Origin of the sequence: Archangium gephyra, from assembly GCF_049060025.1 — a bacterium.
Classification (GTDB): Bacteria; Myxococcota; Myxococcia; order Myxococcales; family Myxococcaceae; genus Archangium; species Archangium gephyra_A.
On sequence record NZ_JBMEQQ010000002.1, the window covers coordinates 877,999 to 893,287 of the forward strand.

Annotated in this window: 13 protein-coding genes; 9 read left to right on the top strand and 4 right to left on the bottom strand. The window is 69.5% G+C overall.

Features of this window, described 5'->3' with window-relative positions:
* The first annotated feature begins 75 nt into the window (after positions 1-75).
* From ACN28I_RS04020 to menE, 6 genes are read left to right on the top strand one after another with little or no spacing between them, the layout of a single operon-like run.
* Entirely contained in the window at positions 76-1,377 is a 1,302-nt protein-coding gene (locus ACN28I_RS04020) for an isochorismate synthase (RefSeq protein ID WP_420940834.1), read from the top strand.
* The gene (gene menD, locus ACN28I_RS04025) at positions 1,370-3,139 is read left to right on the top strand and encodes a 2-succinyl-5-enolpyruvyl-6-hydroxy-3-cyclohexene-1-carboxylic-acid synthase (RefSeq protein ID WP_420940835.1); all 1,770 of its coding nucleotides are present in this window, start codon (positions 1,370-1,372) and stop codon (positions 3,137-3,139) included. Before ACN28I_RS04020 ends, menD begins: the two co-directional genes overlap by 8 nt.
* Positions 3,130-3,990: a 2-succinyl-6-hydroxy-2,4-cyclohexadiene-1-carboxylate synthase gene (menH, locus tag ACN28I_RS04030; protein WP_420940836.1), complete on the top strand. Its 861-nt coding sequence runs from the start codon at positions 3,130-3,132 to the stop codon at positions 3,988-3,990. Before menD ends, menH begins: the two co-directional genes overlap by 10 nt.
* 2 nt (positions 3,991-3,992) lie before the next feature.
* A complete protein-coding gene (locus ACN28I_RS04035) occupies positions 3,993-4,904 on the top strand; it encodes a 1,4-dihydroxy-2-naphthoate polyprenyltransferase (RefSeq protein ID WP_420940837.1) in 912 nt (303 codons plus the stop codon).
* A 46-nt stretch (positions 4,905-4,950) separates the two neighbouring features.
* Entirely contained in the window at positions 4,951-6,048 is a 1,098-nt protein-coding gene (locus ACN28I_RS04040; protein WP_420948560.1) for a mandelate racemase/muconate lactonizing enzyme family protein, read from the top strand.
* Complete coding sequence (gene menE / locus ACN28I_RS04045; RefSeq protein WP_420940838.1) at positions 6,048-7,523, top strand: o-succinylbenzoate--CoA ligase; 1,476 nt, start codon at positions 6,048-6,050, stop codon at positions 7,521-7,523. Before ACN28I_RS04040 ends, menE begins: the two co-directional genes overlap by 1 nt.
* 1 nt (position 7,524) lies before the next feature.
* Here the strand turns inward: menE and ACN28I_RS04050 are convergent, their stop codons facing one another.
* The 3 genes from ACN28I_RS04050 to ACN28I_RS04060 form a co-directional block, all read right to left on the bottom strand.
* A complete protein-coding gene (locus tag ACN28I_RS04050; RefSeq protein ID WP_420940839.1) occupies positions 7,525-8,802 on the bottom strand; it encodes a hypothetical protein in 1,278 nt (425 codons plus the stop codon).
* A 302-nt stretch (positions 8,803-9,104) separates the two neighbouring features.
* Positions 9,105-9,887: an IS630 family transposase gene (locus ACN28I_RS04055; RefSeq protein WP_420940705.1), complete on the bottom strand. Its 783-nt coding sequence runs from the start codon at positions 9,885-9,887 to the stop codon at positions 9,105-9,107.
* 22 nt (positions 9,888-9,909) lie between these two features.
* Complete coding sequence (locus tag ACN28I_RS04060; protein ID WP_420940706.1) at positions 9,910-10,179, bottom strand: helix-turn-helix domain-containing protein; 270 nt, start codon at positions 10,177-10,179, stop codon at positions 9,910-9,912.
* A gap of 161 nt (positions 10,180-10,340) precedes the next feature.
* Between ACN28I_RS04060 and ACN28I_RS04065 the strand changes: the two genes are divergently transcribed.
* Positions 10,341-11,897, top strand: coding sequence for a type IV pilin protein (locus tag ACN28I_RS04065; protein WP_420940840.1), 1,557 nt, complete (start codon positions 10,341-10,343; stop codon positions 11,895-11,897).
* Between the two features lie 157 nt (positions 11,898-12,054).
* Here ACN28I_RS04065 and ACN28I_RS04070 read toward each other — a convergent pair whose 3' ends face one another.
* Positions 12,055-13,272, bottom strand: coding sequence for a tyrosine-type recombinase/integrase (locus ACN28I_RS04070; RefSeq protein ID WP_420940841.1), 1,218 nt, complete (start codon positions 13,270-13,272; stop codon positions 12,055-12,057).
* 188 nt (positions 13,273-13,460) lie between these two features.
* Here ACN28I_RS04070 and ACN28I_RS04075 point away from each other — a divergent pair, with 188 nt between their 5' ends.
* Positions 13,461-14,612, top strand: a complete 1,152-nt coding sequence (locus tag ACN28I_RS04075) for an IS4 family transposase (protein ID WP_420948561.1) — start codon at positions 13,461-13,463, stop codon at positions 14,610-14,612.
* Entirely contained in the window at positions 14,609-15,247 is a 639-nt protein-coding gene (locus ACN28I_RS04080; RefSeq protein ID WP_420940842.1) for a DUF2381 family protein, read from the top strand. The genes ACN28I_RS04075 and ACN28I_RS04080 overlap by 4 nt, the downstream gene beginning before the upstream one ends.
* Positions 15,248-15,289: the final 42 nt, after the last annotated feature.

A 15,289-nucleotide genomic window follows, 5' to 3' on the forward strand; every position in this document is an offset into this window, starting at 1 on the left:
GTATAGCCAAACCGCCGTACAGAACAACAAGAGGTTGCTGCCTCGTCTGGTGGTGGAGCCTCGTGAGGACCGGTGATGACGACGCTCGGACGCGCTGACGGAGGCCGCTGGGTGGCGGGGACCATGTCCCTGCCGGCCGTGGATCCGCTCGCGGGGGCGGAGGTGTTGGGGGAGCCATCCGTCTATTGGGAGCGCCCGCTGGCGGGTGAGGCGATGGCGGGGTGGGGCGAGGCGGCGTCGGTGGAGGCCGCGAGCGGTGCGCGAGCCCAGGCGGTGCTGCGCGAGCTGTCGGCGCCGGACTCGGTGCGGTGGTTGGGCGAGGCGCCCTCGGCGCTGCCAGGGCCCTGGTTCGGAGGCATGCGCTTCTCCCAGGCGGGCGGGGACTCGGGATGGGGGGCGTTCGGCTTCGGGCGGTGGACGCTGCCGGAGGTGGTGGTGTGGCGCGAGGGCCCGGGCCTGATGGCGGCGGCCTTCGCCCCCGAGGGTCCCGGAGCCGAGGACGTGGTGCGCTCGGTGCTGGGGCGGGTGAGCGGGGTCTTCCCCGCGGGGTTCCGGCATGCCCGGAGCGGTGCCCAGGCGCTGCGGCTGGCCTCGTCGCGGCCGGACTTCGAGGGGCGCGTGGAGCGCGCGGTGGAGACGATCAACACCGGGGGCCTCCAGAAGGTGGTGCTGGCCCGGGCGGTGGAGGTGGAGGGCGAGCACACCTTTGATCGCGTGGAGGTGCTGGCCCGGTTGCGCGAGCAGAATCCGCGCTGTGCCACCTTCCTCTTCCGGGCGCCGGACGGGGCGGCCTTCCTGGGCGCCACGCCGGAGACGCTGTGCCGGGTGGAGGGGCGCCGGCTGGAGACGGAGGCGCTGGCCGGTTCCGCGGCGCCCGCGCAGGCCGGAGCGCTGGGGGGGAGCGACAAGGACTGCCGCGAGCACGAGGCGGTGGTGCGCTACATCCTCCGGGCGCTCAAGCCGCTGACGGAGCAGTTGGAAGCGGACGCCGAGCCGGCACTGCTCACCTTGAAGAACGTGGTGCACCTGCGCACGGGCATCCGCGCCGAGCTGCGCGAGGGGGTCGGGGTTGCCGAGCTGGTGGCGGCACTGCACCCCACACCGGCGGTGGGAGGAACCCCCCGGGAACGCGCACTGGAGTTCCTGGTCGAGCACGAGGCCCTGGATCGGGGCTGGTACGCGGGACCGGTTGGCTGGGTAGGACCCGGGCGGGCGCACCAGATGGTGGCGCTGCGTTCGGCGCGCATCAAGGGATCTCAGGCCCGGCTCTTCGTGGGTGCTGGTATCGTGGCGGGCTCCAGCGCCGAATCGGAATGGCGCGAAACGGAGATGAAGAGCCAGGCCATGCTGCGCGCGCTCGGAGGAGGACATGTCTGACGCCAACCTGAATCAACTGTGGGCGCGGGCATTGGTGGAGGAGTTGGTTCGAGGCGGCGTGCGGCACGCGGTGGTGTGCCCGGGCTCGCGCTCCTCGCCCCTGGCGCTGGCGTGTGCCCAGGCCGAGGGACTGCGGACCTGGTCCATCATCGACGAGCGCAGCGCCGGCTTCTTCGGGCTGGGGCTGGCCAAGCATTCGCGCGCGCCGGTGGTGCTGGTGGCCACGAGCGGCACGGCGGGGGCGCACTTCTACCCGGCGGTGATCGAAGCGGCCATGTCGCAGGTGCCGCTGGTGGTGCTGACGGCGGACCGGCCCCTGGAGCTGCAGGGGTGGGGCGCGCCGCAGACGGTGCCGCAGGCGCGCTTCTTCGGGGAGTTCGCGCGGCTGTTCGCGGACGTGGGCCTGCCGGAGGCGGACAACGGGGCGCTGGTGCACCTGCGCGCCACCGTGGCCCGGGCCGTGGCGGTGGCCTCGCGGGCGCCCCGGGGCGCGGTGCAGCTCAACGTGCCGTTCCGCGAGCCGCTCGCGCCCATGCCCGGCAGCTTCGACGCCAGGCACCTCTCCCCGTTGGCGCGGGAGGGCAGGCCGGGAGCGCCGCTCACCACCCTCGTTCCTCCGGCGCGCCAGCCGGACGCGCGGGTGCTGGAGGAGCTCCGCGCGCGGGTGGCGGCCACCGAGCGGGGCGTCATCGTCTGCGGGCCCCGGGACGAGAACGACGGTTTCGCGGAGGCGATCGCCTCGCTGGCCGAGGCCACCGGCTACCCGGTGCTGGCCGAGGCCACCTCCCAGGCGCGCTATGGCGGCGGCCCGGCCACGGTGTCGCTCTATGACGCGATGCTGCGGCACGAGCCCTTCGCCCGGGCGCACCGGCCGGAGCTGGTGCTGCGCTTCGGGGGAGGCCTGACGCCCAAGGGGCCGCAGGCGTGGATCGACGGCTCGGGCGCGGAGATCGTGGTCTTCAGCGACGAGGGCGGGCTCTACGATCCGGCGCACCGCGCGTCGCGGGTGGTGGAGGGCTCGTCGGTGGCGGCGTGCGAGGCGCTGCGGCAGGGGCTCTCGCGGGGCTTGGGCCCGTGGGCCCGGAGCTTCCTGTGGGCCGAGCAGTGGACGCGGGCGGCGCTGGAGTCGGCGTTCTCGGAGGACCCGGCGCTCACGGAGATGCGCATCGCGCACGACGTGGTGGCGGCGATGCCGGACGGGGCGAACCTCTTCGTGTCGAGCAGCATGCCCATCCGGGACGTGGACGCCTTCGCGCCGTCCATGGGCCGGGGCCTGCGGGTGCTGGCCAACCGGGGAGCCAACGGCATCGACGGAATCCTCTCGAGCGCGCTCGGGGTGGCGGCGGCCTCGGAGCGTCCCACGGTGCTGCTGACGGGAGACCTGGCCTTCCTGCACGACGTGGGCGGGCTGCTGACGGCGCGCCGCTGCGGGGTGCCCCTGACGGTGGTGGTGGTGAACAACGACGGAGGAGGTATCTTCTCCTTCCTGCCCATCGCCCAGGCCGAGGGAGCGAAGTCGCACTACGAGCCGCTGTGGGGCACGCCGCACGGGGTGGACCTGTCGCATGCGGCGGCGCTCTACCAGGCCCGCTTCCGGCGGCCGGACTCGCCCGCGGCGTTGCGCTCGGCCGTGGCCGAGGGGCTCAAGGGCGGGGTCCACCTCATCGAAGTGAAGGTGGCGGAGCGGGCGAGGAACGTGGATCTGCACCGGCAGCTATTCGCGAGGATGGCGGCCGCACTGGGAGAAGGCCCATGGCTCTGAAGATGGCGTACGAGACGTGGGGAGAGGGTCCGTACCCGCTCCTCCTCCTGCATGGCTTCACGGGGAACCGGTCCGCGTTCGACCACCTGCGCCCGCTGATGAGCGACAAGGTGCGGGCCATCGCGGTGGACCTGCCGGGGCATGGGGAGACGCCGCTGCCCACGAAGACGGGCCGCGAGGGCTTCCTCGAGACGATCGACGCGGTGATGCGGGTGCTGGACGAGGTGGGGGAGCCGAAGGCGAACCTGCTGGGGTACTCGCAGGGGGCGCGCTTCGCGCTGGCGGCGGCGATGAGCAGGCCCGAGCGCTTCGGACGGCTCATCATGGAGAGCGGCTCGCCGGGGCTGCACCGGCGCCAGCATCGGACGGAGCGGCGCGTGAGTGACGCGCAACTGGCGGCCATGCTGAGGCAGAAGGGCGTGCCGGCCTTCATGGAGTACTGGGAGTCGCTGCCGCTCTTCGCGGGGGTGCGCAAGCTGCCGGCGGAGCAGCAGGCGGTGCTTCGGGCGCGGCGCAACGCGTGCACGGTGGAGGGGCTGGTGGGGGCGCTGGAGTGCCTGGGCCTGGCGGTGCAGCCGGACTACTGGCCGGAGCTGCAACGCCAGCGGCTGCCGACGCTGCTGCTGACGGGAGCGCTGGACGAGAAGTTCACGCAGATCGCCCGCCGGATGGCGGAGGATCTGCCGGTGGTGTGGCGGCGCACGTTCTCGGACTGCACCCATGCCCCGCATCTGGAAGTGCCGGAGGAGTACGCCCGCGAGGTGATCTCCTTCCTGCAGACGCCCTGGTACGAGTCACCCGAGTTCGAGACCGCCGTGCCCGACAAGAGCGCGGCCGGGGGCAACGGCTAGCCATGAACGCGATTGCAGCCCCGGTGGAGGCGCCTCGCCCCACCTTGAAGACGTGGTTGATGGCCGCGAGGCCGAAGACGCTGACGGCGGCGCTGGTGCCGGTGATGGTGGGGACGGCGCTGGCGTACGGGCTGGGCGTGGGCCGGTGGCTGCCGGCGTTGGCGGCGCTGGTGGGCGCGATGCTCATCCAGATCGGCACCAACCTGACGAACGACTACTACGACTTCAAGAAGGGTGCGGACACGGAGGAGCGGCTGGGGCCGAAGCGGGTGACGCAGAGCGGGCTGATCGCGCCGGGGGTGGTGCTGGCGAGCGCGCTGACGTGCTTCGGGTTGGCGGTGGCGGTGGGGACGTACCTGGTGGCGGTGGGAGGCTGGCCGATCGTGGCGATCGGGCTGGCGTCGGTGCTGGCGGGGTACGCGTACACGGGAGGCCCGTTTCCACTGGCGTACCACGGGCTGGGAGACGTGTTCGTCTTCATCTTCTTCGGGTTGGTGGCGGTGCCGGGGACGTACTACGTGCAGGCGCTGACGGTGGGCCCGGCGGCGTGGTGGGCGGCGATTCCGGTGGGCGCGATTGGCACGGCGCTGCTGGTGGTGAACAACCTGCGCGACGCGTCGACGGACGTGAAGGCGAACAAGAAGACGCTGGTGGTGCGTTTCGGCACGGCGGCGGGCAAGGCGGAGTACGTGGTGCTGCTGGCGGCGGCCTACGTGACGCCGCTGGCGATGTGGGGCCTGGGGCTGGCGAGCCCGTGGGTGCTGCTGGCGCTGCTGAGCGCACCGGTGGCGGTGGGACCGCTGAAGCTGGTGCTGGGGGCGCAGGGGGCGGCGTTGAACCCGGCGCTGGGCGGGACGGCGAAACTGCAACTGGTGTTCGGGCTGCTGTTCTCGGTGGGGCTGTACCTGAGGTAGGCGGATGCGCATCACGAAGACGGCCCTCCACGCGCTGCGGCTGGAGATGGTGAACCCGCTGAGGACGGCGAGGGGCACCTACGGAGCGCGAGAGGGCTTCGTGGTGCGTCTGGAGGACGAGGAAGGGCGGGTCGGGCAGGGAGAGGCGATGCCGCTGGAGGAATTCGGCACGGAGTCGCCGGCTGCCTGCGAGCGAGCCCTCAAAGAGATCCTGGCGCATCTGGAGCGATTACCGAGCCCAATCACCCCTCGCCCACCGGGAGAGGGACGGGGTGAGGGTGCCGAGGACCCCGGGGTGGATCCGCGCATACCCCCTCTCCCTCTGGGAGAGGGTTGGGGTGAGGGTCTTCCCACACGGACACCCGCGGCGAGACACGGAGTGGAACAAGCGCTCCTGGATCTCCTCGCGCAGCGCAGAAGAGTCCCCCTGAGCCAACTGCTCTCGAGTGACGCCAGATCCTCTCTGCACGTGAACGCACTGCTCGGAGCCGCCACACCGGAGGCCCTGGCGGAAGAAGCGCGGAGGGCGGTGGCGGAGGGCTACGAGACGTTGAAGCTCAAGGTCGCGGGGCGCCCATTGCCGGAGGACCTGGCGCGACTGTCGGCCGTGCGGAGCGCGGTCGGCGCGGCCATCCGCCTGAGAGTGGACGCGAACGGGGCCTGGACGGAGCCGGAGGCACGTGCCGCACTGGAATCACTGTCCCGCTACGGCCTCGAGCTCTGCGAGCAACCCGTAGCGCCCGAGAACACCGAAGCCCTGGCCCGCCTCAGTGCGCACAGTCCCTGTCCCCTGGCCGCGGACGAATCCCTGGCGCTGCCCGAATCCACCGAGCACATCCTGAACAACCCCGGGACGGTGGGCATCCTGGTGCTCAAGCCGATGGTGCTGGGAGGGCTGCTGCCCACGCTGTCCCTGGCGCGAGAGGCGGCGAGGAGAGGCATGGACGCGTACGTGACGAGCTCGCTGGACGGGGTGATCGCGCGAGCGGGAGCGGCGCACCTGGCGGCGGCGTTGCCATCGGGGAGGTACGCATCGGGGCTCGGGGTGGGGCACCTCTTCAAGGACGAGCCCGCGAACCATCCATTCCGCCCGGTGGGGGGCCGCATCGAGCTTCCGCGGAAGCCGGGCCTGGGAGTGCACTGATGCAGTGGACATGCCCCATCCGAGCCGGTGCGGAGACGCGGCCGGAGGCCCTGGCACTCACCTTCGGGGGCCGGGGGTGGACGTACCGGGAGCTGGACGCTGAGGTCGGCCGGTGGGTGGCGGCGCTCCAGTCGCGAGACGTGCGGCAGGGAGACCGGGTGGCGCTGCTCGCGACGAACCACGCGGCGGTGGCGCAACTCTTCTTCGCACTCGGGCGAGTCGGAGCGGTGTTGGCGCCGCTCAACGCGAGGCTCACGAGGGCGGAGCTCCAGCCTCTCTCCGAGGACGTGGCCCCGAGACTCACCCTGGCGCTCACGGGGCTCGCGGATCGCCTCCCGGGAGCCGAGCCCCTCGAGTCCTTCACGGACACGGTGAGCCCCCCCGTGCGCGACTGCGCGCCGCTGGAACCCAAGACACCGCGGGTCATCCTCTTCACCTCGGGGACGACGGGCCGGCCGAAGGGGGCGGTGCTGACGGAGGGGAACTTCCGGGCGTCCGCGCGAGCCTCCGAGGCGAACCTGGGAGCCCACCCGGCGCCGTACTGGCTGGGGACGCTGCCGCTCTTCCACGTGGGGGGCCTGGGGATGCTCACGCGCGCGGCGTACGACGGAGGCTGCCTCGTGCTCCGGGAGCGCTTCGAGGCGGAGGACACCAACCGGGCCATCGACGAGGAGGGCGTCACGCACGCGAGCTTCGTGGCGACGACCCTGGAGCGCGTGCTGGAGGCGCGGAAGGATCGCCCGGTCCCGGCCACGTTCCGGCTGGCGCTGATTGGCGGTGGGCCCGTGCCCGCCCCCCTCCTGGCCCGAGCGAGAGCAGCGGGAATCCTGGCGCTCCAGACCTACGGGCTGACGGAGAGCTGCGCGCAGGTGGCGACGGAGCACCCGGCCGAGGCAGATGGGCGCACGGCGGGGCGACCCCTCCCGGGGCTGGAGGTGCGAATCGTAGGGCCCGGGGGCGAGGCGCTGGAGGCGGGGAGGGAAGGGGACATCGAGGTGCGGGGCCCCACGGTGATGGCGGGCTACCTGAACCGGCCCGAGGCCACGCGCGAGGCGTTCCGGGACGGCTGGCTGCGGACGAAGGACATGGGGATGCTGGACGGGCGGGGGCGGCTGACGGTGCTCTCGAGGCGGACGGACCTGATCGTCCGGGGAGGGGAGAACATCTACCCGGCGGAGCTGGAGGCGGTGCTGGCCGCGCACCCGGCGGTGCGGGAAGCGGCGGTGGTGGGCGTACCGGACGAGCGCTGGGGCGAGGTGCCGGTGGCCTTCGTGGCGACGCGGGACGGAGCCCCGCTGCCCGAGGAGCTGGGGGCGTGGTGCCTCGAGTCACTGGCCGGCTTCAAGGTGCCCGCGCGCTTCCTGGGAATCGAGGCACTTCCACGCAACGCCATGGGCAAGGTGGAGCGGACGGTGCTGCGCGAGCGGGCCCTGGCAGGCGAGGGGCGGACGGCACTCCAAGCCCACCCTGTCTGATTCACTCCGAACGGAGCGAGTCGAGTTGGGAGAAGCGCGCGAAGGTCATGTCCGCGCCCGCCGAGCAGGGCGTGGTGCCCGGCTCGGGATGGCTCCCTCCGCCACTGATGTCCGCCGCCTGGTAGGCCACCCTCGGCAGCCCGTCACGCCCGATGGCCAGGGAGGGACGGAGCAGGAACCAGGAGGCCATCGTGCAGTTGGAATAGGGGATGACCTGGTCGGCCTGCATGTCCCCGCTGAGCTCGACCTTCTTCAGCTGCCAGGTGGACTTGTCCGGATCGGTGCAGTCCGCGTCGCAGTGCGCGAGCAGGATGTTGTAATCCGCCGTATAGACGAGGCGCGGCCGGTTCTGGGCGTCGAGTGCGAGATCGAATCCCGCCCTGAGCTTGTTCCCCTCGCTTCCCGCCGGGATGAGGAACTGCGCCTGCCAACCCTCGTTGACGAGGCAGTTCCCGTCACACTCCGCGTACACCAGGTTCCGCTCGCCGCTCCCTCCCTCGTCCGCGCCGAGAAGGGCAATCCGCGGCTTGCCCGAGCTCGTGAGGGCCATGGACACGGAGGGGTACATGCGCGCCAGCTCGGTCAGACTGCTGAACGTGTTGTAGAGATCGAGGGTCTTCCAGTTGTCGGGCTGCGCGCAGTTCGCGTCGCACTCCCCGAAGGAGCCCTTGTGCTGCGACGATCCGTCATTGGCGGGCTTCGTCGCGGTCAATCTCGCCTGACCCGAGGAGGTGAAGCGCAACGTGACCTCCTGCCAGGTTTGATCACTGATCTGGCTGGCGTGCCAGCTCGCCGCGGTCTGGCAGGAGCTGTCGCACTGAACGTAGAAGGTCGAGGGCGTCGCGCCCCTCAGGCTGCGGTAGCCGTGCATGACGAAGCGCGGATGCCCCTCGGGCGTGAGCGCGAACGCCTCACCGGAGATCTCGTACTTCCCGCCGTGCTCGAGAATGGCGCTCACCGTCCAGGAGGACTGCTGGGAGCAGTCTCCCGTGCAGGAGGCGTAGTAGGCCCGCTGGTAGGTGCTCAGCAGCACGTGGGGCCGCCCGTCCGGGCCGAGTGCCACCATGGCGTTGTCGACCGTGCCCTGGGTGCTGAACCTCACCACCTTGGCCTGCTCCGCCGAGCTGCAATTGCCCGGGCAGTACGCGTAGAAGGCGTCCCCCACGGAGGAGGCGGGATAGACCATGTGGAGGTTGCCGTTGGCATCCACCTCCACGCGGGGCCTGGTCGTGTTGCGGGGCTCTCCCGTGGGAAGGAAGAATCGGCTCGTCTTCTCCACGGGAGGGTTCCCCCCGGGAGGGTTCCCCCCGGGCGGCTTGTCCCCGGAGCAGGAGCAGGCCAGGAATCCAACGGAACAAACGACGGCAACGAGGGCATTCGCGATGCGGCGCATCATTCAGCTCCTTCTCGATCCAGCACCGTGCCGCGGAGCAACGCAGGCGCGGAGGTTCGCCCCATGGACTTAGAACGGGAGCGGAGGATCGTCCACGAGGATCAGGCAGGGAGCGCGCGTCCGCGAAAACCGCTCGATTCATGACACGGGTGGGGCTAGTGGAGTGTCCGACAAGTTTTTCAACATAGTCAGGACAGGTGCCGGTCCACCCACGAACGCATCTTGGCGCGAGTCCAGGACCAGGTGAAGGGGTGGGCGTAGAGGCGGTTGTACTCGGGCCAGCTGGCGTCGAGGTGCTTGATGAGCTCGTCACGGCTGGCCCAGTCCCCTCGTTGCAGGTAGCGCTCGGTGAAAGCGCGAAGCAGCAACTCCGCCTGATTGAGCCAGGAGGCATGAGCTGGAGTGAAAATCACCCGGACGTGCGGGTAGTGGGTGCGAAGGAAGTCGAGCGTCTGCCTGGCGGTGTGACTGGAGCCGTTGTCCCAGATGAGGTGGATGCGCCTGGCGTCGCGATGGTCCCCAAGGAGTTGCGGCAGTACGGCTCGCAAGCAGTCCCCGTTGTTTCTCTCCAGGTCCCAGCTGCGCATGCGGCCGGAGTGCACTACCAGCTTGGCCAGGAGGTTCACCGTACCGTGCCGCTTGTACTCGAACTCCCGGTGCTCGATGAGGCCGGGCTGCATGGACCGCACGGGCTGGTCGCCGTGCAGCACCTGGATGTTGGGCTTCTCGTCCACGCACAACACCACTTCGCCCTTCTGGGCCAACTGCTGCGCTTGCTCATAGCACCACAGCACCTGGGCCGCTTTGTGACGGAAAGTGTCGTCCAGGGTGGGTGTCTTCCAGTAACGCGTGCGGTGCGGCTGCAAGTCAGCGTCGTGCAGGATGAGCGCCACCGTGGAGTGAGAGATGGTGGGCGCAATGCCACGCTGACGTGCCACCAGGGCCAGGCTCCGGGTGGACCAGTGCGTCATCTCCAAACCGACGCCCGCCGGCTCACAACATGCCAACTGCTCCACCTCCACTCGCTGCAGGGGGGGAAAGCTCCCGCGGACGGCCGGAGCGGGGTGCATCCAGCACCACATCGACACCGTATGCTTCGTAGCGACGACACAAGTTCCAAATGGTGGTGCGCTCCAGTTCGAGTCTGTCGGCCAGCTCCGACACGACGATGTCCGGGGCGGTCATGGCCAGCAGGATGCGCGCTCGACGCGCGACGCGCTGCTCGGTACGTCCGTCCTCCACCAGCGTCTTGAGGTAGGCCACTTCCCCAGGCGAAAGGTGGAGGAGATGCGGCGGTCGTCTCCTCATCCACCCAACTTACCCGGTCTCTTCGTCCACCCAACCTACCCGCTGGCCCGATTATGTTGAAAAACTTGTCGGACACTCCACTAGACACCGCCGGGATTCCCCTCCTGGAGCCCTTCATGCGTCTGAGCCTCACCGTCCTCCTCGCCGCGCTCTGGATGAGCTGCACCACCACCCCGGCCGCTCCTCCCACTCCGCCGCCGCCTCCTCCTCCTCCTCCGCTGTCGGCCGAGGCCGCCGCGGTGTTTGCTCGTGCCGAAGCGCCCGGCCCCGGCGCCGCGCTGGCCGTCAACCTGGACGCCTTCGAGGCTCTGGGCCTCGCGGGCAAGGGCTTCACGATGCACCAGCTGGCCTCCGTGGCCTCCGGCGCCATGGCCCTCCTGGCCGCGGAAGAGGGCCCGGAGGCGCAGAAGTTCGCCCGGGGAGCCGTGGTGGCCGCCCTGCTGCGCGAGTGGGCGAAGTGGCCCAATGTGCGCCGCATCGCCTTCCTCGTCCCCTCGGATCGCTTCCTCACCGATGGCCCCGGGGTGATTCCCCAGGTGGCGGTGGGCGCGCTGGCGGTGGATGAGGGCGCGCCGGACAACGCCCAGCTGCTCTCCGGCCTCATCGCGCTGATGCGCGCCGTGACCGAGGACATGACGCGCGAGGGCGCCGAGGTGCGTGTCTCCCTGCGCGGGCAGGACCTGTGCGTGGAGAGTGCCGAGGTGGGCCTGCCCATGTGCATCCGTCCCCGCCGCGGGCTGATCCTGTTCGGCTCCCCCACGGCCCTGTCCTCCTTCGAGGCGCTGCCGCCCGTCACCGCTCCCGCCGCCGCGGCCGGGGAGGCCCCGCTGCTCGTGGGCCTGCGCGTGGACCTGGGCGCCAAGGGCCGCGGGCGCATGGCCTTCACGGGCCGGGACTCCATTCGCCTGTCGCTGAACCTGGAGGGCGTCGCGCCGAAGGACGTGGGGATGATCGACGCCGTGGTGAAGAAGGCGCTCTCGGACTATGACGCGCACCAGGCCGAGGTGCGCCAGCGCCTCGCCGCCGGGCTGGCCGAGGTGCAGCGCGCCCTGGCTCAGGATCCCGCCGCGCCGGCCTCGCTGAGGGAGGCCTCCACCGGCCTCACCGCCGAGCGCGTGGTGGACGAGAAGGGCTACTGGGCCCAGGCGCGCCAGTCCCTGCAGATGTCCTCCACCCAGGACAGCTTCTTCCTGGCGCTCACCATCCCCGAGGGCGCGGTGAAGGACGTGTCCGAGCAGATGTCCAGCGGCGGCACCACCGTGGCCCTGGTGGGCATCATGGCCGCGATCGCCATCCCCAACTTCGTGAAGTTCCAGGCCCGCTCCAAGCAGGCGGAGGCGAAGGCCAACCTCAAGGCCGCCTTCGCGGCTCAGCGCGCCTACCTCCAGGAGAAGGACCGGTGGGGCCGCACTTTCGAGGAGATTGGCTTCGCGCCCGAGCCGGGCCGCCGCTACACCTACTGCATGGGCAGGCAGTGCCTGCCTTGTGACAAGGAGGGCTGCGAGGTGGCGCCGGTGCCCTCGCCGTGCCAGGGCCTCACCTCCGTGGGTAAGAGGCCTGAGGAGGGCTATTCCATCTGCGCCTACGGCAATCTGGACTCGGATGACACCTGGGACGTGTGGGTCATCGATGAGGAGGGCGAGCCGGAGAACCCGAGCAACGATCTGGATTAACGGGCCCGGGCGCTCAACACACTCGGGATGGGGCAGGGGCGGCGCAAACGGCCCCGGAGGTTCTACGAAAACCGCCCTCGAACGCTCTCGAGAGTTCTCGCCGGATGCCTCCAGCGGCGGGTTCGATTCCCGCCGCCTCCACTTTTTTACGCCGTGCTTACGGGTGGTTAGCAGCTTCCTCCATCCGTGTTGCACGTATGTCGCACGCGGGCGCAGAGGGCCGGTCGAGAACCCCGACCGCCTCTCTGCGCGTGTCCGGGCTCAGGTGGGCGTAGCGCTCCGTCATGTCGATGGTCGCGTGCCCCATCAGTTCCTTGATGACCGTCAGCGGTATCCCCCTCATGGCGAGGTGGCTGCCGTAGGTGTGCCGCAGGTCGTGCCAGCCGATGCGGCCCTGCTCGCGAGTGATGCCCGCCCGCTGGAGGGCCCGGCGCAGCGGCAGCTTGAGCAGCCCGTCAGTCAGCGGCCGACCGTCCTCCTGGCAGAACACGTAAGGGCCGCGCAGGTGCCGGTGTCCCTTGAGTGCGTCCACTGCCGAGCCCGGCAGTTCCACCGTCCGCTCGCGTCCGCCCTTGGGCAAGCCCGAGACTCCGCGCCAGATGGTACGGCGGACGTGCAGCTTGCCTCGCTGGAAGTCCACGTCGCCCCACTGGAGTCCGATCAGCTCCCCTTGCCGCAGCCCCGCCTTGAGCGCCACCAGCAGCAGCGCTCGCCATTCCGGCTCGGCGGCGTTGAGCAGGCGTTCTGCCTCCTCGAAGGTGAGGAAATCAAAGGGCGGCTTCGGCAGCTTCGCGAAGAGCCTCACGCGCGGGGCTTGCTCGATGACCCGCTGTTCTTCCGCGACCGCCAGCAGCTTGCTCAGCACCGTCAACACGTTGTTGATGATTTTGAGGCTCAGCGGCTTCGGTTCCTCACCGTTGCGCTTGCGGAGGGCTGCCCGCGTGGGGGCCTCCTTCCGGGCGCGCGCTGCCGACTTCTTCTTGCGCATGACAGCCTTGAAATCCTCCATCTCAGCCGGGCCAATGGCAGCCAGCGCCATTTCCCCGAAAAACGGCAGGATGTGAGACTCTAGGATTTGGCTCTTGCTGACGACGCTGGAGTGCTTGTTGTTGTTCTCGCTGTAGGTGAGGAAGCGCGGGGCGAACTCCGCCAACGTCATAGGGCGCTCCCCGTTGTTCTCCTTTCCGAAGGTTCCATTGAGGAGGGAGGCGCGCAATTCGCGCTCGTACTGCTCGGCACCCCGGCGCGTCTGCACGGGCGAGAACTTCACGACTCGCTGTCGCCGTCCGTCCGGGTGGTGGAACATGAAGTCCACTTGCCAAGCCTCCTCGACCTTCCCTGCCTTGTTCTGCCACTTCCGCAATCTGACACTCATTTCCGACTCCCGAGCGCAGAATCACGGCCCTTACCGGCTGTCCACTCTAGCAGGGCAGCGCGGCGGATGCGGAGGGTTTTTCCGATGCGAGCGACGCCCTGAGGCATCCCCTCATCTAGCAAGCAGGCGAGGAAGCGTGTATCTGGCCAAGTGGTTTGAGCAGTAGTGTCATGGATGTTACCGGAGAAGTGGGTACTCAAGCCATCAACGAACAGCAGGTGCATGAATTCCTCGCCGGACTCTTCGGAGAAGACCTCCACGCCAAGAGAGTCCTGTCGCTCTCCCTGGCGACGCTGGGCGTCATCCACGCCGCGAGCCTCTCGGTGTACGCCATCGGGCAGGCGCTGGCAGTGGCGAGGGGGAAGAAGGGCAAGCACGGGGTGAAGCAGGTGGACAGGTTGCTGTCCAACACGGGAGTGGACGTGTGGCACCTGCTTTCTCTCTGGGTGCCCTACGTCATGGGACAGCGAACTGAGGCTGTGGTGGCCTTGGACTGGACGGACTTCGACGATGACGACCACACCACGCTGGTGGCCTCGCTGCGCACAGGACACGGGCGCTCCACGCCCCTGGTGTGGCTGACGGTCCACAAGTCCGCGCTCAAGGGAATGCGCAATGACGCCGAAGACAGCGTCCTGCTGCGGCTGCGGGAGTTGATTGCGCCCGAGGTGAAGGTGACGATTCTGGCCGACCGGGGCTTCGCTGACCAGAAACTCTATGCCCTGCTCGAGCAGTTGCGCTTCGAGTACGTGGTGCGCTTCCGCCAGCGAATCATCGTCACCAGCGCGCAGGGAGAGCGCCGGACGGCAGCGGAGTGGGTGCCCACCTCAGGCCACCTGCGCAAGCTCAAGGGAGCACGCGTCACGGCCGATGAGGTGGAAGTCGCCGCGGTGGTATGCGTGAAGAAGAAGGGCATGAAGGAGCCCTGGTGTCTGGCAACCAGCCTGGGGGAGAGTTCCGGAGCCCAGGTGGTGACTCTCTACAGCGGGAGATTCACCATCGAGGAGAGTTTCAGGGACGTGAAGGATTTGCGCTTTGGCATGGGCCTGTCCTCCTTCCGAATCGCGGAGACGGACAGGCGTGACAGGCTGCTGCTACTGAGTGCCTTCGCATGTGCCCTGCTGACGCTGCTGGGGGCTGCTGGCGAGAGCCTGGGTATGGAGCGCCACCTCAAAGCCAACACCTCCAAGAAGCGCACCTACTCCCTCTTCCGCCAGGGCTGCATGTACTACCAGGCTCTGCCCAATATGCCCGAAGCCCAGTTGCGGCCTCTCATTGAGCGCTTCGCCCAACTCGTCTGTGAACAGCTCGTTTTCCGTGAAGCTTTCGGCCTTATATGAGGGGATGCCTCAGGGATGGCGCGGCACCGGCAACCGCGAGTTTTTGGCTCGTGGGCCATGCGGCACGGGGGACGCGGCGCGTGGAGGTATTCCGCAAGCCGCGCCCGCCAGACGTGTGCGAGAAAGAACGCGACGAAGCACAGGCCGAAGCGCGCCAGTGCCAGGAGGACAAGGCGCGGCTTCTGGCCGAGCGTGGGGAGCCGGGCGGACTCATGGGGGCCGTGTGGCTGGAGGGGGCCGGGGTCGTGTCGTCTGATAACATTCTCTTGAAGGTGAGGAAGCAGCCAGCCAACGCGTTGGGGCTCGATGAAGCCTGGAGCTACAGCTACACGCCCACGGGGGAGACCCACCCGGCAAGCGTGGCTGTGCGGCTGAGCCTTACGAACCCCGGCGCGGAGCCCTGGACGCTGGCGGGGGCGGCGCTGGTGGACTCGGCGGGGGAACAGGTGGAGCTTGCCCGTTGGCCACTGGCGCCCATCCCCGCGAATGGTGCCGGAGCCGTCGTGGTGGGCATCAAGGGAGAGCGCGCGCAGCTCGGCTGCCCCTGCACCCTCAAACTATGGGAAGCACAGGGGCCGCGCACCTTCACCCTTGAGAACGTCATCTTCCCCGAGAGGAAAGCGAAGGGGCCCTGAGTGCGGCCAGCGCGAGCCGTGCCGAGCCGCAAGGGGTGGAGC